Source organism: Pantoea sp. X-Soil-MYKO-1785 (assembly GCF_059730675.1).
On sequence record NZ_AP036000.1, the window covers coordinates 2,435,493 to 2,455,928 of the forward strand.

23 protein-coding genes are annotated in these 20,436 nt (G+C 57.4%); 11 read left to right on the forward strand and 12 right to left on the reverse strand.

The genetic code is table 11. The features are described from left to right. Nucleotides 1-24 precede the first annotated feature (24 nt). Together mepM and znuA are read right to left on the reverse strand one after the other, a co-directional pair. Entirely contained in the window at nucleotides 25-1,356 is a 1,332-nt protein-coding gene (gene mepM / locus AC6I8D_RS11730) for a murein DD-endopeptidase MepM (protein WP_312055731.1), read from the reverse strand. Nucleotides 1,357-1,369: 13 nt separating this feature from the next. Further along, nucleotides 1,370-2,317: a zinc ABC transporter substrate-binding protein ZnuA gene (gene znuA / locus AC6I8D_RS11735; protein ID WP_312055730.1), complete on the reverse strand. Its 948-nt coding sequence runs from the start codon at nucleotides 2,315-2,317 to the stop codon at nucleotides 1,370-1,372. Nucleotides 2,318-2,394: 77 nt separating this feature from the next. Between znuA and znuC the strand changes: the two genes are divergently transcribed. Both znuC and znuB read left to right on the forward strand, forming a co-directional pair. Then, a complete protein-coding gene (znuC, locus tag AC6I8D_RS11740) occupies nucleotides 2,395-3,150 on the forward strand; it encodes a zinc ABC transporter ATP-binding protein ZnuC (RefSeq protein ID WP_312055729.1) in 756 nt (251 codons plus the stop codon). Then, complete coding sequence (znuB, locus tag AC6I8D_RS11745; protein ID WP_312055728.1) at nucleotides 3,147-3,932, forward strand: zinc ABC transporter permease subunit ZnuB; 786 nt, start codon at nucleotides 3,147-3,149, stop codon at nucleotides 3,930-3,932. The genes znuC and znuB overlap by 4 nt, the downstream gene beginning before the upstream one ends. On the opposite strand, the gene ruvB is transcribed toward znuB, so the two are convergent. The 6 genes from ruvB to aspS all read right to left on the reverse strand — a co-directional run bounded on the left by ruvB (nucleotide 3,933) and on the right by aspS (nucleotide 9,407). Further along, nucleotides 3,933-4,937, reverse strand: a complete 1,005-nt coding sequence (gene ruvB, locus AC6I8D_RS11750; protein WP_233987937.1) for a Holliday junction branch migration DNA helicase RuvB — start codon at nucleotides 4,935-4,937, stop codon at nucleotides 3,933-3,935. An 8-nt stretch (nucleotides 4,938-4,945) separates the two neighbouring features. Continuing rightward, a complete protein-coding gene (gene ruvA, locus AC6I8D_RS11755) occupies nucleotides 4,946-5,560 on the reverse strand; it encodes a Holliday junction branch migration protein RuvA (RefSeq protein WP_031377445.1) in 615 nt (204 codons plus the stop codon). 95 nt (nucleotides 5,561-5,655) lie between these two features. Further along, nucleotides 5,656-6,183 (reverse strand): crossover junction endodeoxyribonuclease RuvC, encoded by a 528-nt coding sequence (ruvC, locus tag AC6I8D_RS11760; protein ID WP_031377446.1) that lies wholly within the window; start codon nucleotides 6,181-6,183, stop codon nucleotides 5,656-5,658. Nucleotides 6,184-6,220: 37 nt separating this feature from the next. Further along, complete coding sequence (locus tag AC6I8D_RS11765; protein WP_031377447.1) at nucleotides 6,221-6,964, reverse strand: YebC/PmpR family DNA-binding transcriptional regulator; 744 nt, start codon at nucleotides 6,962-6,964, stop codon at nucleotides 6,221-6,223. A gap of 233 nt (nucleotides 6,965-7,197) precedes the next feature. Then, nucleotides 7,198-7,629, reverse strand: a complete 432-nt coding sequence (gene nudB, locus AC6I8D_RS11770; RefSeq protein ID WP_031377448.1) for a dihydroneopterin triphosphate diphosphatase — start codon at nucleotides 7,627-7,629, stop codon at nucleotides 7,198-7,200. After that, nucleotides 7,629-9,407, reverse strand: a complete 1,779-nt coding sequence (aspS, locus tag AC6I8D_RS11775; protein ID WP_312757256.1) for an aspartate--tRNA ligase — start codon at nucleotides 9,405-9,407, stop codon at nucleotides 7,629-7,631. The genes nudB and aspS overlap by 1 nt, the downstream gene beginning before the upstream one ends. 220 nt (nucleotides 9,408-9,627) lie before the next feature. On the opposite strand from aspS, the gene AC6I8D_RS11780 reads away from it, so the two are divergent. The 4 genes from AC6I8D_RS11780 (at nucleotide 9,628) to cmoB (ending at nucleotide 12,688) form a co-directional block, all read left to right on the forward strand. Further along, a complete protein-coding gene (locus AC6I8D_RS11780) occupies nucleotides 9,628-10,449 on the forward strand; it encodes a DUF72 domain-containing protein (protein WP_497820233.1) in 822 nt (273 codons plus the stop codon). A gap of 68 nt (nucleotides 10,450-10,517) precedes the next feature. Further along, the gene (locus AC6I8D_RS11785) at nucleotides 10,518-10,913 is read left to right on the forward strand and encodes an MAPEG family protein (RefSeq protein ID WP_031376661.1); all 396 of its coding nucleotides are present in this window, start codon (nucleotides 10,518-10,520) and stop codon (nucleotides 10,911-10,913) included. A gap of 81 nt (nucleotides 10,914-10,994) precedes the next feature. Beyond that, the gene (cmoA, locus tag AC6I8D_RS11790; protein WP_031376660.1) at nucleotides 10,995-11,723 is read left to right on the forward strand and encodes a carboxy-S-adenosyl-L-methionine synthase CmoA; all 729 of its coding nucleotides are present in this window, start codon (nucleotides 10,995-10,997) and stop codon (nucleotides 11,721-11,723) included. Next, a complete protein-coding gene (gene cmoB / locus AC6I8D_RS11795) occupies nucleotides 11,720-12,688 on the forward strand; it encodes a tRNA 5-methoxyuridine(34)/uridine 5-oxyacetic acid(34) synthase CmoB (protein WP_031376659.1) in 969 nt (322 codons plus the stop codon). The genes cmoA and cmoB overlap by 4 nt, the downstream gene beginning before the upstream one ends. Before the next feature lie 16 nt (nucleotides 12,689-12,704). Here cmoB and AC6I8D_RS11800 read toward each other — a convergent pair whose 3' ends face one another. Continuing rightward, nucleotides 12,705-13,328, reverse strand: coding sequence for a LysE family translocator (locus AC6I8D_RS11800; RefSeq protein WP_312055724.1), 624 nt, complete (start codon nucleotides 13,326-13,328; stop codon nucleotides 12,705-12,707). Between the two features lie 137 nt (nucleotides 13,329-13,465). Between AC6I8D_RS11800 and AC6I8D_RS11805 the strand changes: the two genes are divergently transcribed. After that, a complete protein-coding gene (locus AC6I8D_RS11805) occupies nucleotides 13,466-14,563 on the forward strand; it encodes a glycerol dehydrogenase (protein ID WP_312055723.1) in 1,098 nt (365 codons plus the stop codon). A gap of 33 nt (nucleotides 14,564-14,596) precedes the next feature. On the opposite strand, the gene AC6I8D_RS11810 is transcribed toward AC6I8D_RS11805, so the two are convergent. Beyond that, complete coding sequence (locus AC6I8D_RS11810) at nucleotides 14,597-15,445, reverse strand: hypothetical protein (protein WP_312055722.1); 849 nt, start codon at nucleotides 15,443-15,445, stop codon at nucleotides 14,597-14,599. 264 nt (nucleotides 15,446-15,709) lie between these two features. Between AC6I8D_RS11810 and AC6I8D_RS11815 the strand changes: the two genes are divergently transcribed. Both AC6I8D_RS11815 and AC6I8D_RS11820 read left to right on the forward strand, forming a co-directional pair. Next, nucleotides 15,710-16,408, forward strand: coding sequence for a DUF421 domain-containing protein (locus AC6I8D_RS11815; RefSeq protein ID WP_497820234.1), 699 nt, complete (start codon nucleotides 15,710-15,712; stop codon nucleotides 16,406-16,408). Between the two features lie 2 nt (nucleotides 16,409-16,410). Further along, on the forward strand, nucleotides 16,411-17,142 hold the full coding sequence (locus tag AC6I8D_RS11820) for a DUF421 domain-containing protein (RefSeq protein WP_497820235.1): 732 nt from the start codon (nucleotides 16,411-16,413) through the stop codon (nucleotides 17,140-17,142). Between the two features lie 126 nt (nucleotides 17,143-17,268). Here AC6I8D_RS11820 and cutC read toward each other — a convergent pair whose 3' ends face one another. Then, nucleotides 17,269-18,021, reverse strand: a complete 753-nt coding sequence (gene cutC / locus AC6I8D_RS11825; protein ID WP_312757270.1) for a copper homeostasis protein CutC — start codon at nucleotides 18,019-18,021, stop codon at nucleotides 17,269-17,271. An 85-nt stretch (nucleotides 18,022-18,106) separates the two neighbouring features. Between cutC and AC6I8D_RS11830 the strand changes: the two genes are divergently transcribed. Continuing rightward, nucleotides 18,107-19,252 carry a MalY/PatB family protein gene (locus AC6I8D_RS11830; protein ID WP_497820236.1) on the forward strand — a complete coding sequence of 382 codons (1,146 nt, stop codon included), beginning with the start codon at nucleotides 18,107-18,109 and terminating at the stop codon, nucleotides 19,250-19,252. On the opposite strand, the gene AC6I8D_RS11835 is transcribed toward AC6I8D_RS11830, so the two are convergent. Next, the gene (locus AC6I8D_RS11835) at nucleotides 19,249-19,809 is read right to left on the reverse strand and encodes a VOC family protein (protein WP_312057438.1); all 561 of its coding nucleotides are present in this window, start codon (nucleotides 19,807-19,809) and stop codon (nucleotides 19,249-19,251) included. The genes AC6I8D_RS11830 and AC6I8D_RS11835 overlap by 4 nt on opposite strands. Nucleotides 19,810-20,123: 314 nt before the next feature. On the opposite strand from AC6I8D_RS11835, the gene AC6I8D_RS11840 reads away from it, so the two are divergent. After that, nucleotides 20,124-20,246, forward strand: coding sequence for a hypothetical protein (locus AC6I8D_RS11840; RefSeq protein WP_009089698.1), 123 nt, complete (start codon nucleotides 20,124-20,126; stop codon nucleotides 20,244-20,246). Nucleotides 20,247-20,436 lie beyond the last annotated feature (190 nt).

Consider the following 20,436-nt stretch of genomic DNA (forward strand, 5'->3'; position numbering starts at 1 on the left):
TTTGCGCGATGTGACGAAATTCGCTTATTTCAGACCCAGCTGAGGCAGCCAGGATTTCACCTGCGCCATATATTCGCTGCGTTCTTTGCCGGTCAGTCCTTCCATCCGCGGCAGCTTAGCCGTTAACGGGTTAACCGCCTGATTGTTGATCCAGATTTCAAAGTGCAGATGTGGCCCGGTTGAACGTCCGGTGTTGCCAGACAGCCCGATGCGGTCGCCACGCTTCACTTTCTGGCCCGGCTTCACCAGCACCTTCTTCATGTGCATATAGCGCGTCATGTACTGACGTCCGTGACGGATCGCCACGTAGTTACCCGCCGCTCCGCCGTTCTTCGCCACCACGATTTCACCGTCGCCCACCGCCAGCACCGGGGTGCCGATCGGCAGCGCAAAGTCGACGCCTTTATGCGGCGCAATGCGCCCGGTCACCGGGTTCAGACGGCGCGGATTGAAGTTAGAGGAGACGCGATACTGTTTCACCGTCGGGAAGCGCATAAAGCCGCGCGCCAGACCGGAGCCGTTGCGATCGTAGAATTTCCCGTCTTCGGCGCGGAAGGCATAATAGTCTTTGCCGCCGCTGCGCAGGCGTACGCCGAGCAGCTGGCTTTGCGCGCTTTTACCGTCGAGCATTTCACGCGACATTAAGACGCTGAACCGATCGCCGGCCCGCAGCTTGCGGAAATCCATCTGCCACTGCAGCGCTTTAATCACGCTGCTGGCTTCTGCACTGGTTAACCCGGCCCGCTGGGCGCTGGCGGCAAAACTGCCGCGCACTTCACCCTGCAGGACGCTGTTGCGCCACTCGCCCTTCTGCATCTCCGCTTCCATTTTAAAGCCACCTTTATCGGTACGCTCATAGGTGCGGGTTTCGCGGCGGGAGATCTCCCAGCTCAGGGTTTTCAGGCTGCCATCATCGGCCAGGGTCCAGCTCAGCTGCTGCCCGACCTGCAGGTTACGTAAATCACGATCGCTGACCACCAGCGAATTGATGTCGCCGATGTCGATGCCATACTGATTCAGCGCACTGCTCAGCGTGTCGCCTGAGGAGACGGTATATTCGTGGACGCCCGGCGTGTCAGGCACGCCAGTATCGACATCATCTGCCGGCAGCTCTTCGTCCGGTTCCGGTGTGCTCTGATCAATCGGCTCACTGGCTTCCGGCAGCAAAGTGCGGAGTTCATTTTTATCCAGCTCGATGGTTTTGACGATAGGCGTCACATCATCGGTAGGATGGTAGACGTAAGGCCGCCAGACGGCGACGGCCAGAGTTACAACGGTTAAAGAACCCAGCATAACGCGGTGGGGGCGCGGCAAATTATTAAATGCGAGGGCGACAGAGCGGGCTATCTGCTGCACTTTTACCTATTCCTCATGCTCCATTCAGGCAGCTTGCATACTGGCTCGACAGCTGTGAGAGGAATTTCACATAGCTATCTTTAGCTAAGCTGATGTCTGTTCCCAGCGGATCGAGCGTACCTTTACGCACCTGCGTTCCGCGGGCGACAGCATCGATGACTGCTGGCCTGAATTGTGGTTCAGCAAAGACGCATACCGCCTTCTGCTCAACCAACTGTGTTCGTATCTGGTGTAAACGCTGGGCGCCCGGCTGAATCTCAGGATTAACGGTAAAATGCCCGGCAGGCGAGAGACCGTAGTGTTTTTCAAAGTACGTGTAAGCGTCGTGAAAAACGAAATATCCTTTGTTTCTGACCGGTGCGAGTTGTGCGTTAACGCGTTTGTCCGTGTCCGCCAAAGTTACCTCAAACTGCTGGAGGTTGGCGTCAAGTTTGGCTTTATCTTGCGGCATAAGTTCCAATAATTTTTCATGGATTGCAACCGCGGTTTTGCGTGCGATCTCTGGCGACAACCACAGGTGCATATTAAATTCGCCGTGATGATGATGATGGGCATCGGCATCCGGCTGTTCGGATTTTTCCGCTGTATGTTCATCTTCATCTTCACCGCCGCTAATCAATAACGGTTTCACCCCATTAATATCGGCAATTGCCAGATTTTTTTTCGCTGGCAGTTCAGCTGCCGACTTCGCCATAAAGGCTTCCATTTCAGGCCCGACCCACACCACTAAGTCCGCGTTTTTTAAGCGTTTTGCATCGGATGGACGCAGGGCGTAATCATGCTCAGAGGCACCGTCTGGCAACAGCACATCTACCGGCGTTACCCCATCCGCAATCGCGGCCGCGATAAAACCGACCGGTTTGAGTGAAGCGACCACATTTGCCTGTGCAGGAAAGGTTAAAGAAGCTGTAGCGGAGAAAGCAGTTAAGGCGAAAAGTGCGCCCTTTTTAATATGTAACATTATGCGTCATTCCATCGTGACCTTGGTGTGGGATGTGATATTATAACATTCGAAATTCTGTGCAACCTGTAAATACTATGACCTCACTTGTTACACTCGAAAACGTTTCGATTAAATTTGACCAGCGCAATGTGCTGTCTGGCGTCAGTCTGTCGCTGCAGCCGGGCCGTATTCTGACGTTGCTGGGGCCAAACGGTGCGGGTAAGTCGACCCTGGTGCGGGTGGTGCTGGGCCTGCTCGCGCCGACCAGCGGCACGCTCAGGCGTGATCCGTCACTGCGTATCGGCTATGTACCGCAGAAACTGCACATCGACCCGACGCTGCCGGTCACGGTTGAACGCTTTATGCGCCTGTCGCGTGGCAGTAAAAGCGCGGAGATCCTGCCCGCCCTGAAGCGTGTTCAGGCCGGGCACCTGCTCAATGCACCGCTGCAAAAACTCTCCGGTGGGGAAACCCAGCGGGTGTTACTGGCGCGCGCCCTGCTCAATCAGCCCCAGTTACTGGTGCTCGACGAGCCGACTCAGGGGGTTGACGTCAATGGCCAGGTGGCGCTGTACGACCTGATCGACCAGCTGCGTCATGAACTGAACTGTGGCGTGCTGATGGTTTCCCACGATCTGCACCTGGTGATGGCCAAAACCGACGAGGTGCTGTGCCTTAATCACCATATTTGCTGCTCCGGAACCCCGGAAGCGGTGTCGCAGCATCCCGAATTTATCGCGATGTTCGGTCCGCGCGGCGCGCAGCAACTGGCCATTTATCGTCATCATCATAATCACCGTCACGACCTGCAGGGACGAATCGTTTTACGCAAAGGACAGGGTTCATCATGATTGAGTTGTTATTACCGGGCTGGATAGGTGGCGTGATGTTAGCGCTGGCTGCGGGCCCGCTGGGGTCGTTTGTCGTCTGGCGCAAAATGTCCTACTTCGGCGATACGCTGGCCCATGCCTCGCTGCTCGGCGTCGCGTTTGGCCTGCTGTTCAACGTTAATCCCTATTACGCAGTGATCCTGGTGACGGTCTGCCTGGCACTCGGGCTGGTGTGGCTGGAACGCCGCCCGCATCTGGCGATCGATACCCTGCTCGGCATCATGGCGCACAGCGCGCTGTCGCTGGGCCTGGTGGTGGTCAGCCTGATGAAGAACGTGCGCGTCGACCTGATGGCCTATCTGTTTGGTGATTTGCTGGCGGTGACGCCGGACGATCTGTGGATGATGGGCGGCGGCGTGGTGGTGGTGTTACTGGTGATGGCATGGCAGTGGCGTTCGCTGCTGTCGATGACCATTAGCCCGGAGCTGGCGCAGGTGGATGGCGTCAATATTCAGCGAACCCGCCTGATTCTGATGCTGGTCACCGCGCTGACTATCGGGGTGGCGATGAAATTTGTCGGCGCGCTGATCATTACCTCGCTGCTGATTATCCCGGCCGCCACCGCACGACGTTTTGTCCGTTCACCCGAGGGGATGGCTGGCGTGGCGGTGGTTATTGGCGTGCTGGCCGTCACCGGCGGCCTGACCTTCTCCGCCTTCTACGACACGCCCGCCGGTCCGTCGGTGGTACTGTGCGCCGCCATCCTGTTTATTATCAGCATGGTGCGCAAACCGGCGGTCTGATCAGACCTCGCGGGTGATGCCAAAATGACGATAAGCATGCTGCGTGGCCATCCGGCCGCGCGGTGTGCGCTGAATGAACCCTTGCTGGATCAAAAACGGTTCGATCACATCTTCAATGGTTTCACGCTCTTCGCCAATCGCAGCGGCCAGGTTATCCAGTCCGACCGGTCCGCCCATAAACTTATCGATAATCGCCAGCAGCAGCTTGCGGTCCATATAATCGAACCCTTCACTGTCGACGTTCAGCATATCGAGTGCGCTGGAAGAGACCTCGCCGCTCAGCTCACCGTTAGCCCGCACTTCGGCAAAATCCCGCACCCGGCGCAGCAGGCGGTTGGCGATACGCGGCGTACCGCGTGCGCGACGGGCAATTTCTAACGCACCCTCTTCGCTCAGCGCCAGCCCCAGACAGGCGGCACTGCGGCCGACAATGTGCTGCAGATCTTTCACCTGATAGAATTCCAGCCGCTGCACAATGCCGAAGCGATCGCGTAACGGCGAAGTGAGTGAACCGGCGCGGGTGGTGGCACCAATCAGGGTAAACGGCGGCAGATCGAGCTTAATCGAACGGGCGGCCGGACCTTCACCAATCATGATATCCAGCTGATAATCTTCCATTGCCGGATAAAGCACTTCCTCTACCACCGGCGACAGACGGTGAATTTCATCGATAAACAGCACGTCATGCGGTTCAAGGTTGGTCAGCATCGCCGCCAGGTCACCGGCTTTTTCCAGCACCGGACCAGAGGTGGTGCGCAGGTTAACCCCCATTTCATTGGCGACGATGTTCGCCAGGGTGGTTTTGCCGAGTCCCGGCGGACCAAAAATCAGCAGATGATCGAGCGCATCGCCGCGCAGCTGCGCTGCCTTGATGAAAATCTCCATCTGCTCACGCACCTGCGGCTGGCCGACATACTCGGTCAGCATTTTCGGGCGAATGGCGCGATCGAGACTCTCTTCTTCGTTAACGCTTACAGCAGAGACCAGGCGGTCGGCTTCTATCATGACTTACCTCAAATGGCGGCGCGTAGCGCTTCGCGGATCAGCGTTTCGCAATCCGCATCCGGTCGACCGACTTTACTGATCATCCGACTGGCTTCCTGCGGTTTATAACCCAGCGACACCAGCGCTGCAACCGCTTCGGCTTCGGCATCGTTGGTTTCCGGTTCGGCATTCGGCGTGGTAAGCGTAAAGGCCGAATCGCCGCCAAACAGATCGCCATGCATCCCTTTGAAGCGGTCCTTCATCTCGACCACCAGACGCTCGGCGGTCTTCTTGCCCACGCCCGGCAGTTTCACCAGCGAGGCGATCTCCTCTTTCTCGACCGCGGTAACGAACTGCTGCGCCGACATGCCGGAAAGAATCGCTAACGCCAGTTTCGGGCCGACGCCATTCACCTTAATCAACTCACGAAACAGCGCACGTTCCTGCTTGCTGTTGAAGCCGAACAGCAGCTGCGCATCTTCGCGCACCACGAAGTGGGTAAAAATCACCGCTTCGTGATTCAGTTCCGGCAGCTCATAAAAACAGGTCATTGGCATATGGACTTCATACCCTACGCCGTGTGCCTCAAGCAGCACCAGCGGCGGCTGCTTTTCCAGAATATTGCCCCGTAAACGACCTATCACCTGAATGCTTCCTTAACCAACCAATGTGGCGGATTTTATAACATAAAAAAGGCTGGATGAATATCCAGCCTGTGCGTGTGCCGGCAACCGCGCGGCTAACCTGAACGTAAACGCCCGCGGGTCAGCACCAGCTTGCTGTCGCTCATCCGTGCGGCATTCTGCGACACGTGGCAATGAGTAATGGCGATTGCCAGCGCATCGGCAGCATCGGCCTGCGGGTTGGCGGGCAGCTTCAGCAGGGTGCGCACCATGTGCTGCACCTGGCTTTTTTCGGCGCTGCCAATCCCGACTACCGTCTGTTTAACCTGACGCGCGGCGTACTCAAACACCGGCAGATCGTGATTGACCGCGGCGACAATGGCCGCGCCACGTGCCTGGCCCAGTTTCAGCGCAGAATCCGCGTTCTTCGCCATGAACACCTGTTCGATGGCGAAGTAATCGGGCGAAAACTGGGTGATGATCTCGCAGACGCCCGCATAAATTAACTTCAGACGGGCGGGCAACTCAGTGGTGTTAGTGCGGATACAGCCGCTGCCCAGATAGGTGAGCTGGCGGCCGGTCTGACGAATGACACCATAACCGGTGATGCGCGAACCGGGATCGATACCCAGAATAATCGACATTAAGCCTCTCCGGTTAAGGAGGTGCGGGTCAGCGCCATTACAGCGTTTCCGCCACCTCGTCGGAGATCTCACCGTTGTGATAAACCTCCTGCACATCGTCGCAATCTTCCAGCATGTCGATCAGACGCAGCAGTTTCGGTGCCGTTTCCGCATCCATTTCCGCTTTAGTAGACGGGATCATCGACACTTCAGCGGTATCCGCTTTCAGGCCGACCGCTTCCAGCGCATCACGCACCGCGCCCATCTCTTCCCAGGCTGTGAAAACGTCAATCGCGCCATCGTCGTAGCTGACCACATCTTCAGCTCCGGCTTCCAGCGCCGCTTCCATCACCGCATCTTCATCCTGACCCGGCGCATAGGAGATCACCCCTTTTTTGCTGAACAGGTAGGCAACAGAGCCGTCAGTACCGAGGTTTCCGCCGGTTTTGGTGAAGGCGTGACGCACTTCGCCCACGGTACGGTTGCGGTTGTCGCTCAGGCACTCGATCATGATGGCAGAGCCGCCCGGACCGTAGCCTTCATAGATGATGGTTTCCATGTTGGCGTTGTCATCACCGCCGACGCCGCGCGCGATGGCGCGATCCATGGTTTCACGCGTCATGTTGTTGGAGAGCGCTTTGTCCATTGCGGCACGCAGGCGTGGGTTCGAGCCCGGATCGCCGCCGCCCAGTTTGGCCGCCGTCACCAGTTCACGAATGATCTTGGTGAAAATTTTGCCCCGCTTCGCGTCCTGTGCCGCTTTACGGTGCTTGGTATTTGCCCACTTACTATGTCCTGCCATGTTACTTTTTCTCCGAACTTAGCATGGTGCAGGCTATCCTGCCGCCGGGCTTGTCCCGCTGGCCGGCTCGCAACTCACGTACACAGTACGCTGGCTACGTCGCGCTGGCGGTGAACAACCTCACGGCACCGGGTACGCCTGACTGTTCAATACGTTGGTGTAGTCCTGTTAAAACTCACCAGACTCATAAATTTAATCGATTCGCCGCCGGAAAAATGCGCGGCAGCAGCGATTCAGGTAAATTCTTCAATCGCCTGGCGATTACTCCAGGACTTGGTGAGCGCAGCCGCTTCTGCCGGTGCCAGCCAGCGAAACGCCAGATGCTCGGTCAGCGCAATTGCCCGCTCTGCCGGCAACCGCAGCCGGAACCAGTGTTCGTGATTATGGGTGACACCGGGTGCGTAGCGATGGCGATAGTGCGGAAAGATTTCAAAGTCGATCTGACGCTGACAATCTTCCACCTCCAGCCGTTCCGCCAGCACGTCGATGCCCAACTCCTCGCCCACTTCACGCCGGGCAGCGGCCAGCGGCGTTTCATCCGCCTCCAGGCTGCCGGTTACCGACTGCCAGAAGGCCGGATCGTCCTGCCGCTGCAGCATTAACACCCGGCCAGTGTCGCGCGCCACAATGACCACCAGCACTGAAACCGGATGTTTATAGCCCATTATTTAGTCTCAGGCTTTTCTTTTTTTACCACCTGAATGCCCAGCTCCAGCAGCGAGGCGGGATTCGCTTCGCTTGGGGCTTCGGTCATCAGGCAGGCCGCAGCGGTGGTTTTCGGGAACGCAATCACGTCACGAATGTTATCGGTACCGGTCAGCAGCATGGTCAGACGATCCAGACCAAATGCCAGGCCCGCGTGCGGCGGCGTACCGAACTTCAGCGCATCCAGCAGGAAGCCAAACTTCTCGCGCTGCTCATGCTCTTCAATACCCAGAATGCTGAACACCGTCTGCTGCATTTTGCCGTTGTGGATACGCACCGAGCCGCCGCCGACCTCATAGCCGTTGATCACCATGTCATAGGCGTTAGCCACTGCACGGGTCGGATCGGCCGCCAGCTCATCGGCGCTCATCTCTTTCGGTGCGGTGAACGGATGGTGCATCGCCGCCAGGCCGCCCTCTTCGTCCTCTTCGAACATCGGGAAGTCGATTACCCACAGCGGGGCCCAGGCTTTCTCGTCGGTGATGCTCAGATCGCGGCCCACTTTGAGACGCAGCGCACCCAGCGCATCGGCCACCACTTTAGCGCGATCGGCACCAAAGAAGATGATGTCGCCATCCTGCGCACCGGTACGGCTCAGAATGCCTTCCACGATTTCTGCATTAAGGAACTTCGCGACCGGACTCTGTACACCCTCAAGCCCATCAGCACGCTGGTTGACTTTCATCCACGCCAGACCTTTAGCGCCATAAATCTCAACGAACTTGCCGTATTCATCAATCTGCTTACGGCTCAGCTGCGCGCCGCCCGGCACGCGCAGTGCCGCCACGCGGCCTTTGGCATCGTTCGCCGGACCCGCGAAGACCTGGAATTCGACATTTTTCAGCAGTTCGCCAACGTCCACCAGCTCCATCGGGTTACGCAGGTCGGGCTTATCGGAGCCGTAACGGTGCATCGCTTCGGCAAAGGTCATCTGCGGGAACTCACCGAGATCGACACCCTGCACCTCCTGCCACAGATTACGGATTAATCGCTCCATCACCTCACGCACCTGCGGCGCGGTCATGAAGGAGGTTTCAACGTCGATCTGGGTAAATTCGGGCTGACGGTCAGCACGCAAATCTTCGTCACGGAAGCATTTAACAATCTGGTAGTAGCGATCGAAGCCCGACATCATCAGCAGCTGTTTGAACAGCTGTGGCGACTGAGGCAGCGCATAGAACTTGCCTTTATGAACCCGGCTTGGCACCAGATAGTCGCGCGCGCCTTCTGGCGTGGCTTTGGTCAGCATCGGGGTTTCGATATCGAGGAACCCTTCATCGTCCATAAAACGGCGCACGAAGCTGGTGATTTTCGCGCGGGTTTTCAGGCGGGTCACCATCTCCGGACGACGCAGGTCCAGATAGCGATATTTCAGGCGCGCTTCTTCGCTGTTGTTCTGGTTAGCATCCAGCGGCAGCGGTTCAGAACGGTTGATGATGTTCAGCGCATGGGCAAATACTTCGACTTCGCCGGTCGCCATCTCGCTGTTTTTATTCTTATCGTCACGGGCACGCACGGTACCGGTGATCTGGATACAGAATTCGTTACGCAGTTCAGAAGCCAGCTTAAACGCGTCCTGACGATCGGGATCAAAAAATACCTGCACGATGCCTTCACGGTCGCGCATATCGATAAAAATCAGGCTTCCCAGATCGCGACGGCGGTTTACCCAGCCGCAAAGAGTGACTTGCTGACCCACATGAGACAGATTGAGCTGTCCGCAATATTCTGTACGCATAACACTATCCTTTTAACTTCGCCGCTGCAGCTGACAGCATCCGGCCGCGTAACCTGATGCGATGCTGTCGCAAAAATGGCGGTCATTATAATGGAAAAAGGCAAACAGGATAAGTAGAGCCGCGCCAAAGCGGCGATTTCATCGGCAGCGGGCCTGTTTGCACCGGGGCGTGACCTTAGAGGATAATCGCAAATCGTAACTCAGAGCCAGGAGAGAGGGTGTGACACTTCGTATCGGCCTGCCCCAGTGGCAGCATTCGCACTGGAAGCGCTGGGGCATTGAGAGCCTGGCGGATTATGCCCGCTATTTTCACTGCGTCGAAGGCAATACCACACTGTACGCGCTGCCGTCGCCCGACACCGTGCTGCGCTGGCGGGAGATGACCCACGACGACTTTCGCTTCTGCTTTAAGTTTCCCAATACCATCAGTCATCAGGCGGCGCTGCAGCACAGCGACGATCTGCTGACCGACTTTCTGCGACTGATGGAGCCGCTGGCCGATCGTATTGGTCAGTACTGGCTGCAGCTGCCTGCCACCTTTTCGCCGGCGCAGCTTAACGATCTCTGGCGCTTTCTGGACAGCCTGCCGGCGCGTTTCGAATATGGGGTCGAAGTGCGTCACGCGGCGTTTTTTGCTAAAGGTGAAGCCGAGCGGGCGCTGAATCGCGGCCTGCTGGCGCGCGGCGTTAACCGGGTGGTGCTGGACAGCCGCCCGGTCCACGCCTCAACCTCGCAAAACCCGGCGGCGCTGGCGGCACGCGCGCAGAAGCCCCGGGTGCCGCCGCATGCTGTGCGTACCGGCTCGCAGCCGATGGTGCGGTTTATCGGCAGCGACAGCGTTGAGGAGAGCGTGCCGCTGTTTCAGATCTGGCGGACAAAGTTAACTGAATGGCTGCAACAGGGCGACGCAATGCTGTTTCTGCACACCCCGGATATGGGCCAGGTATTTCCACTGGTGCAGGCGCTATGGCCGCAGCTGCAACAGATTGATGCGCGGATTGGCAGCGGTCCCGACTGGCCGCAGCAGGAATCACTGTTTTAATCAGTGGACAGGACAGCGCCCTGCGCGCTGGTTAGAATAGCCGCCTTACTGATGCTGATGGAGTCACAATGGTTAGCGCGTTATACGTGGTGTGGGGTGCGTTGCTGGTCATGAAGTTTACGCTGGATGTGGTGCGTTACCGCCGTTTCTATCGGGTGGCGTACGGCGACGGGGGTTATCATGATCTGAAAATGGCGATACGCATTCACGGCAACGCCATCGAAACCATCCCGCTGGCCTTGCTGTTGCTGGTGATGATGGAGATGAACGGTGCCGATATCTGGATGGTGCACCTCACCGCCCTGCTGTTCTTTATCAGCCGCCTGCTGCACGCCTGGGGTCTGCGGCACAGCGCCATGCCGGGCCGCAAATATGGCATGCTGCTGACGCTGTTTTCGTTGTGCGGCATGGTGATTTTTAACCTGATCTATCTGCCATGGGAACTGGTGGTGACGCTACACTGAGTGTTGCCGGGTTAAGGGGTGCAGCCCGCCCCACTTTCTGCCAGAATAGCGCCCTTTCCGTCGTCTCTTCGGATTTTCGATATGTCTGACCGCGATCAACTCTTCTCAGCGCCCATTGCAAAACTGGGCGACTGGACTTTTGACGAGCGCGTAGCTGAAGTCTTTCCCGACATGATTCAGCGCTCGGTGCCGGGCTATTCCAACATCATCTCGATGATTGGCATGCTGGCAGAACGTTTTGTGACGCCCGACAGTCAGGTTTATGACCTTGGCTGCTCACTCGGCGCGGCCACCCTCTCGGTGCGCCGCAATATTCAGGTGCCCGGCTGCCAGATCATTGCGGTGGATAACTCCCCGGCCATGGTTGAGCGCTGCCGTCGTCACATTGATGCCTTTCGCGCTGACACGCCGGTAACGGTGCTGGAAGCGGATATCCGCGATATTGCGATTGAAAACGCCTCGCTGGTGGTGCTCAACTTCACGCTGCAATTTCTTGAGCCACCGGCGCGGCTAGCGCTGCTGGAGAAGATCTGGCACGGGCTGAAGCCTGGCGGTGCGCTGGTACTGTCGGAGAAATTCAGCTTTGAAGATGCCGAGGTCGGTGAACTGTTGTTTAACATGCACCATGACTTCAAGCGCGCCAATGGCTACAGCGAGCTGGAGATCAGTCAGAAGCGCAGCATGCTGGAAAATGTGATGCTGACCGACAGCGTAGAAGCACACAAAGCCCGCCTGAAACAGGCCGGTTTCTCGCACGCCGAACTCTGGTTCCAGTGCTTTAACTTTGGTTCTCTGGTGGCATTGAAATGATCGACTTTGGCCGTTTTTATCAGCAAATTGCCGTCGGTCCGCTGGCGAAGTGGCTGGAAGTGTTGCCGGCGCAAATCAGCGAATGGCAACGGGAAAACCTGCATGGACACTTCCGCGACTGGTATAAGTCGCTGGAATATCTGCCGCTGCTCGAACCGCAGCGGCTTGACCTGTTACACAGCGTCAGTGCTGACCGCGATGACATCAGCGATCGCCACCGTCAGGGCATTGAGAAACTGCTGCGCAATCTGATGCCGTGGCGCAAAGGGCCTTATTCACTCTACGGCACCGAAATCAATACTGAATGGCGCTCCGACTGGAAATGGGATCGCGTGTTGCCGCATATCTCCTCGCTGGCGGGTCGGACGGTGCTGGATGTCGGCTGCGGCAGCGGTTACCACATGTGGCGGATGATCGGCGCCGGTGCGCATCTGGTAGTCGGTATCGATCCGATGCAGCTGTTTCTCTGCCAGTTTGAGGCGGTGCGCAAGCTGCTGAATGACGATCGCCGCGCCCATCTGTTGCCGCTCGGCATCGAGCAGCTGCCGGCGCTGCAGGCGTTCGACACCGTGTTTTCAATGGGCGTGCTCTACCATCGTCGTTCCCCGCTCGACCATCTGCTGCAGCTAAAAAATCAGCTGGTGAGCGGCGGCGAACTGGTGCTGGAAACGCTGGTGATCGAAGGTGATGTGAATCAGGTGCTGGTGCCCGGTGAACGCTATGCGCAGATGCGCAACGTGTTCTTTATTCCGTCGGCCGAGGCGCTGAAAAGCTGGCTGGAGAAGAGCGGTTTTGTCGATGTCCGCATCGTCGATTTCGCCCGCACCACTACCGAAGAGCAGCGTCGTACCGACTGGATGACCAGTGAATCGCTGGCCGAGTTCCTCGATCCTGACGACGCCAGCAAAACGGTCGAAGGTTATCCCGCCCCGCTGCGCGCGGTGCTGGTTGCCACCAAACCTTAAGCCCCTTCCCTCAAGCTTAGCGGCGGGACAAAGCCAGTTTCGCCGCAAAGCCAATGAACACACAGCCGGTCAGGCGATCCATCACTTTCAGCACCCGTGGCTGGCGCAGATGGCGGGCGAAATAGTGGCTGCCGCCAATCAGCACCGCATTCCACACCAGTCCCAGCAGCATGTGCGTCAGCGCCATCAGGCTACACCACAGCGCCACCGACGCCCCGGCCGGAATAAACTGCGGCAGAAAGCTGACATAAAAGATCCCCACTTTTGGATTCAGCAGGTTGCCCAGCAAACCGCGGCTGAAGCAGGCAAGATAGCCCTGTTGCAGCAGCGGTTGCCCGCTCTGAATCATCGGCTGCTGACGCGGTTTCAGCAGCAGTTTCAGTCCCAGATAAAGTAACCACGCTGCGCCCAGCCACTTCAGCAGGTTGTAGGCCATTTCAGACGCCAGCAGCAGCGCGCCTAACCCGAATCCCACCGCGACGCCCCACACCAGGCACCCGAGCGTCACGCCCAGCGCCGTTACGCTGGCGCGCTTCGCGCCCTGGGCCACCGCCGAGCGCAACACCAGCGCGGTATCAAAGCCCGGCGTCAGGGTCAGAACAGTAATCGCAAACAGAAAAGAAAACAGCGTGGTGCTCATCAGGATCTCCTGGAAGATGGCGGGCTGGCCTTAGCTTAACAGGCTTGCAGCGGCATCTCATTCGACAATACGCCGCCCATCTGCCGACTTTGTGCCAGGCTAACAGCGGTTTATCTTCATATTAAGGAGTTGTGATTATGAGTAAATTTATCTTCTCTTCACCCCGTAAATATGTGCAGGGCGCTGGCGTACTGGATGAGCTGGGGCCTTACATCGCCGAACTGGGCGACAACGCTTTTCTGGTGGCGGATGAAATTGTCTGGAACCTGATTGGCGAGCGCACGCAGCAGGCACTGCAAACGGCGGACGTAAAGTTTAACTGGCAGCAGTTTAATGGCGAAGCCTCCAGCAATGAAATTAGCCGACTGAGCCAGCTGGCGAAAAATCAGGGCTGTAATGTGGTGGTCGGGCTGGGCGGCGGTAAAACGCTGGATACGGTAAAGGCAGTGGCGGATGAGCTGAAACAGCCGGTGGCGATCGTGCCAACTATTGCCTCAACGGATGCGCCCTGCAGCGCGCTATCGGTGATCTATACCGACAGCGGCGTGTTTGAGAGCTACCGTTTTTACAGTAAAAATCCGGACCTGGTGCTGGTGGATACCGCGGTGTGTGCCAGCGCGCCGGCGCGGCTGTTTGCGTCCGGTATCGCCGATGGCCTGGCAACCTGGGTCGAAGCGCAGGCGGTGGCCCGTTCACACGCTAAATCGATGGTAAACGGTGATCCTACCCTCGCCGGTCTGGCGATTGCCCGCGCCTGTGAAGAGACGCTGCTGACCTGGGGCTACAGCGCCTTCGTGGCGGTAAGCGAAAAACGGGTCACGCCAGCGGTCGAGGCGGTGGTAGAGGCCAACACCCTGCTCTCCGGTCTGGGCTTCGAAAATGGCGGGCTGGCGGCGGCTCATGCCATCCACAATGGCTTTACCGCGATTGATGGCGATATCCATCACCTGACGCACGGTGAAAAAGTCGCTTACGGTACGCTGACCCAGATGGTGCTGGAGCGCCGTCCGGACGACGAAATTGCGCGCTACATTCGTTTCTATCGCGCCATCAACATGCCGACCACCCTGAAGGAGCTGCATCTGGAGAATGAGAGCTGGGAAAACCTGGTCAAAATAGGCGCGCTGGCTAACAGCGAGGGGGATACGCTGAAGAACCTGAACCCGAACCTGTCGCCGGAAGATATTGCCAACGCCCTGCTGGCGCTGGATGCGTTTAGTAAGACGGTCGAATAACATCCGGCGGGCGATTGATAGCGCGATCGCCCGCTACTCTTCTGCTACCGGCTGGTCCCAGTACTCATATTTATAGGCTGAGCTGAGATGACGCTCAATGGTGCCGCGGGTAAACACTTCGGTTTCGTGCAGGTAGCTCAGGGTACAGTTGCCAACCTGATCCCACGACTGGCATTCATCGACGGTGCGTATGGTACTCAGCGGCGTGGTCGCGGTGCCGTTCAGGCGCAGTTCCCGCCACTGATTGTCGTAGGTGTAGCTATCGGTGCTGCGGGTTGAGGTGGTACGGGTCACCAGTCCCTGCGGATTCCAGCGGTAGTGAGACTCGCCGTTGGTCAGCTGATCGCTGCCGCGCGCTACGCTCTTTTGCAGCCGGAACTGCGGATCGTAACGATAGGTGGTGTCCGTAAAGCCGCGGGTGCCCATGCTGGTAAATTTATCCGAGGCGCTGGTGATGTTGCCGTTCTTGCCCTTCTGCCAGTTGATTGTCCCCTGCCGGTTATCGACCACCACCTCTTTTCCCTCTTTCAGCACCTTCACCAGCCAGGCATATTCCGCCACCCAGCCGCCCTGCACCCGGGCAATGTGCTGCTCCATACTGAGGATCACGTTGCGCTCATTCTTGTCGTAAGTGACATCGGCCACCAGCAGATCGCCGCAGGCATCGAACTGACCCAGCACTCGCTTTTGCGAATTAACGTCTTTGCCAAACTCTCCGGCAATCACCTGCTTAACCGCGCCTTTAGCGCTGCCGCCCAGCAGGATCCAATTATTACTGCTGGCAATAGCACCACTGTGCGGGCCGCACTGGCTGGCCGCCACCCACGGAGTAATCAAACCAGCCAGTAACAGGCTTACGGCAACACTCGGTTCGCATTTCATAAGGTAAGTTCCAGACAACGTTGAGTTAAGTGTAAACGCTGCGGCGGCGAATGGCGGCGTGCGGCAAAAATTTCAGCTGGCAGCCCGCACCGCCTCTTGCGCTGGCAGCAGCCGCTGCTGCCGATACTGATACCGGTAATGGCGGGCGTTCAGGACTTAAGACAGACGGCACAAGGGCTGCAGGCCGGTTGACCCTACGGCAGAATGATTTCCACGCGATATACTTTTTCACTCTGAAAGTCGTCAATAGGGGTACGGTGAGTCATGAAGCAGGATGAAATCGTGTTATCCGACATTGCACGTCTGGTTTTTGGTCAGAATCCACCGACGTTACTGCTGGAGGTTATTGGGCGTGCAGTGATCTGCTTTGTGCTGATTATTATCGCATTACGCCTGCTGGGTCGTCGCGTCGCTTCACAATATACGCTGTTCGAACTGTCCGCGGTGGTTACTCTGGCCGGTACCATGGGCGTCCCGTTGCTGGATGACAAGCGCGGGCTGTTGCCACCGCTGGTGATTATTATCAGCCTGCTGGCGCTGCAGCATCTGGCTGGCCATCTCAGCCTGCGTTCCCGCGGCGTCGATCGTCTGCTGACGGGCCGCGAACGGGTGGTGCTGGATGAGGGCCGCCTGAGGCTGGAAACGCTGCGCGCCACCGTGCTGTCGCGCGAAAAACTGTTCTCTCTGCTGCGCGGCCGTGGCGTTCAGCATCTGGGGCAGCTTAGCCGGATATACATCGAGCCTTCGGGTGCGTTAACCCTGGTGTGGAGCGACACCCCGCGCCCCGGACTGGCGATTGTGCCTCGCAGCGATAAGGCCCTGATCGCGGCGATGGCAACCGAAGCGCATCAGGTCTGCTTATCCTGCGGTAATCTGGCGGACCGCAATACGCCCGTCGATAGCGCCTGCCACTGTTGCCATGCGCACCATTGGCTCCCTGCCTCAACGGCGCTGGAGGACTGACGATGCGTGACATTATCCAGCGCTGGCTGATCGGTGAAGCGCCCTGGACCTTTGCCGGTGAAGTGCTGCTGCGTTTTTTGTTTATCTATCTGATATTACTGCTGGTGCTGCGGCTGATGGGCCGTCGTTTTGCCGGTCAGTTAAGCATTATCGATCTGGCGATTATGATCATGCTGGGCGCCGCGATTGGTGCGCCATTGCAGACACCTGACAAAGGTATTCTGACCACCATCGTGTTGCTGATTACGTTGCTCGGCTGTTTTCGCCTGCTCTCCTGGAGTACCTTTTTCTCACATCGGCTCGAAGTGCTGACCCAGGGCGATGCCACGCTGCTGGTGATAGATGGACGGCTGGCGCTGGAGCATCTGCACCACGCTGAATTTTCGCGCGATCGGGCATTCTCGGAACTGCGTTCAATGGGCGTTCAGCATCTGGGTGAGGTCCGGCGCGCCTGGCTGGAACCGTCGGGCCGGGTCAGCCTGTTGCTCTATCAACAGCCGCGTAGCGGACTGTGGCTGCTGCCCGAACAGAACGAAACCTTTAACCAGCATATTGCGGTGGAGGGCTGTTTCGCCTGTGGTCATTGCGGTTACGTGGTGCAGCGTGAGCAACAGCCTGATCAGCAGTGCGACTACTGCGGCCAGCGGGCGTGGCGTCAGGCCGTGAAGCGACTGGGCGTGGAGAAAATCTACCCCCCGCATCAGAAGGAGCATCCGCGCGAAGCCGGTGAATAGAAGCCGGTGAATAAAGGAAAAAAGAGGAACTGCAGGCAAAAAGAACCCCAGCAAGCATACTGGGGTTTGGTACTTGCAAACATCACGTCAATGATCGGCGTGCTGCGCGGCAAAATCGGAAGTGATTCAGGCCACCCGGACGGTGCTCATCTGCATCACGCTTTTCATCGCCTCTACCACATCGCCATCAACGCAATAGCGGCTGAACTCATCGGTTTCGGCTTCAGAACACATGGAAACACCCGCTTTGCGGTAGCGCATTGGCGAAGCGACTAACCGGCTTGCCGAGCTGTGGACTTCACGTATTCCCATGTCGAGGAACTTTTGCAGGTTACTCAGACGAACACCGGCACCTGCCATAATGATAGGACCCGTGCTCACTTCATTAAGTTCCTTCAGCAGTGCAATTCCATTCTCCGCACTCTGCTGCTGACCGGAAGTCAGAATGCGGGCCACGCCGAGATCGGTCAACTCCTCCAGCGTGCGTTTCGGACTATGGCAAAGGTCGAAGGCACGGTGAAAGGTCACCGCCAGGCCGTCGCACAGCGCCATGATTTGCCGCATCTGCCCACGATGGATATGCGCATCTTCGTCCAGCATGCCGATCACCAGGCCCGGGAAGCCAAGTTCGCGAATCAGGGCTACGTCAGATTTCATCGCCTCAAACTCGCGTGTGGTATAGCAAAAGTCGCCGCCGCGCGGCCGGACAATGGGATGAACCGGAATTGACACTTCACGCCGGGCAGCATTCAGCATGCCGGCAGACGGGGTTAAGCCCCCTTCACGTGGCGCGGCACAGAGTTCAACCCGATCGGCGCCGGCCTGCTGCGCGGTCACTGCGCAATCCACGCCATAGCAGCAAATTTCCAGTGTGGTCATTCTTTTCTCCTTTACATGACTCTGGTTCAAGGCAGATTCATCAGTTAGTCTGACTGCTGGAATGAGTTTACCGGGAAAGTTAACTATGGCATTCAATTTCGACCAACGGATAGACCGTCGTCACAGCGATAGCCTTAAATGGAACAAATATGCGGACCAGGACATTCTGCCGTTGTGGGTGGCAGATACCGATTTTCGATCGCCTGATTGCGTAATCGAAGCGATAAAAGCCCGTGCCGAACATGGCATTTTTGGTTATGGCGATAAGCCCACTGGTTTTATCAACAGCGCCGTTGAATGGCTGGCCTCGCGCTATAACTGGCACGTTAATCCCGAGTGGATCGTGGTACTGCCGGGCGTGGTGAGCGGGTTAAATCTGGCAGTACGGGCTTTCACCGCACCGGATCAGCTGACCATCGCCCCTGTGCCGATTTATCCCCCTTTTCGTGGCGCAGCAAAAATGGCTGAGCGCGGGCAGCTTAATCTGCCGCTGAGCCTGCAACAGGGACGCTGGGTGCTGGATCTGGCGGCGGCCGACGGCCAGATGACCGGTAAAGAGCGGCTGCTGATGCTGTGCAATCCGCAAAATCCGGGTGGAACGGTCTATCGCCATGACGAACTGCAGGCGCAGCTGGAATTTGCCCGGCAGCATGACCTGATTGTCTGTTCCGATGAGATCCACAGTGATTTGCTGCTGGAGCCCGGCGTGCAGCATATTCCGTTCGCCAGCCTGAGTGAGGATGCGGCCCAGCGCTCTGTTACGCTGATGTCACCGTCCAAAAGCTTTAATATCGCCGGTCTGGGCGCCTCGATGGCGGTCATTCCCAACGCTGAACTGCGCGCCCGCTTTAATAAGATGAGACGAGGCATCGTACCCGAGGTCGATATTCTGGCCTTAGCGGCGGCGGAAGCCGCCTGGCGCGACGGCAGTGCCTGGCTCAGCGCGCAGAATGCTTACCTGCGCAGCAACCGTGACTGGCTGGTGTCGCAGGTCAACAAGCTGCCCGTCTTATCCGTGGCGGCACCGGAGGCGAGCTATCTCGCCTGGATCGATGCGCGCGGCCTCGGCGTGGCCAGTCCGGCGCTCTACTTTGAAAAACACGGACTGGGACTCTCTGCCGGGCGCGAGTTTGGCGACGACCAGTGTGTTCGCCTCAACTTTGGCTGTACCCGCGCCCTGCTCGATGAAGCGGTCGCCCGACTACAGCGCGCCGTTGCCGCCCGCCCTTAGTCCTGCTCGCTGGCGACAATCTCCTCCAGTCGCCATGGATGAAATTTAATCGTCGTCTGCCCATCCGTTACCGCCAGGGTCGGATTGGGCAGACGCTCATTCTCGCCCTTCGGCGAGCTGGTCTTGAACGAAATGCCCGGCTGCGTCAGCGCGTCATCCGATAATAACGCCATGGCACGCACGCCCAGCGTCTGATGATCGCCGCGCAACACCACCTCAATGTGCTCCCATCCCTCATGACGGTAACGCTTTTCGCCGGGCCACGGCAGTTCAACCACATCCAGCGCTAAACCCGCCACCTGTAACGGCTGATGCAGCTTAAACAGGCATATTGGCCGACCGTTAATCATCGCCTGAGAAAACAGATGGCCGATCTGCTGTAGTCCTTGCTGCCAGCGCGCGGCAGTCGCGTCCTGATGACAACGCAGCGCGATGTGGTCGACTTCAAGATGGTTAAGGGATAAACCCAGCCTGTCAGCAAAATTTTGCAACGATTCTTCAAACCGTCGTAAATCCGTCTTTAAATCGTCCAATTCTGTGGGAAAAGGTCTGTTCACAACGGGTATTCCTCTTAATTTGTTTAATAACTTTTAACTTTAAAACCTATTGGCTGCTCTGCCTTGCGCGCCACAAAATCATAAGATTCATCCTATTTAGCCAAAAAATTGGCGCAAAAGCCTATAAGAACAGCTTTCAATTCGGATTAATCCCCTCTTTAGGTCCATGAGTTAATTGATGAAAGTACCTTAAACGACTGAAAATATTAGCCTTCTTTAATACAATAAGATAACTCTTATTTGGCAGCCAAACAATTGCAGCCATCCCGGGTTTCTTATAAATTTGACCTAACACAACCAAAAGGAATGGCTCTATGTCTATGCTCATCGTTGTCGCTGTCCTGATCGCACTGATGGGATTTGCAATCTCCCGCCATTGGAAGGTGCGTGAAGATAAAAGCGTCAAGAACCCTCGCCGTCATCTGCGACGTCGTTAAAGCCACCGGGAAACATCTTCGGCTCTGTTTCCCCGCTTCATCCAACTGCTGACGCCCACCGACATTTCACGTATACTTTTCCCCTCATTTTTTTCCATTTTGTCTGTGCGCTCCATTGCTATTGCGCCGTTGCGCAAGGCTGCCAGACAAGATGATGACGGCTCGGATCAACAGGTTCGGGCGTTGTTCA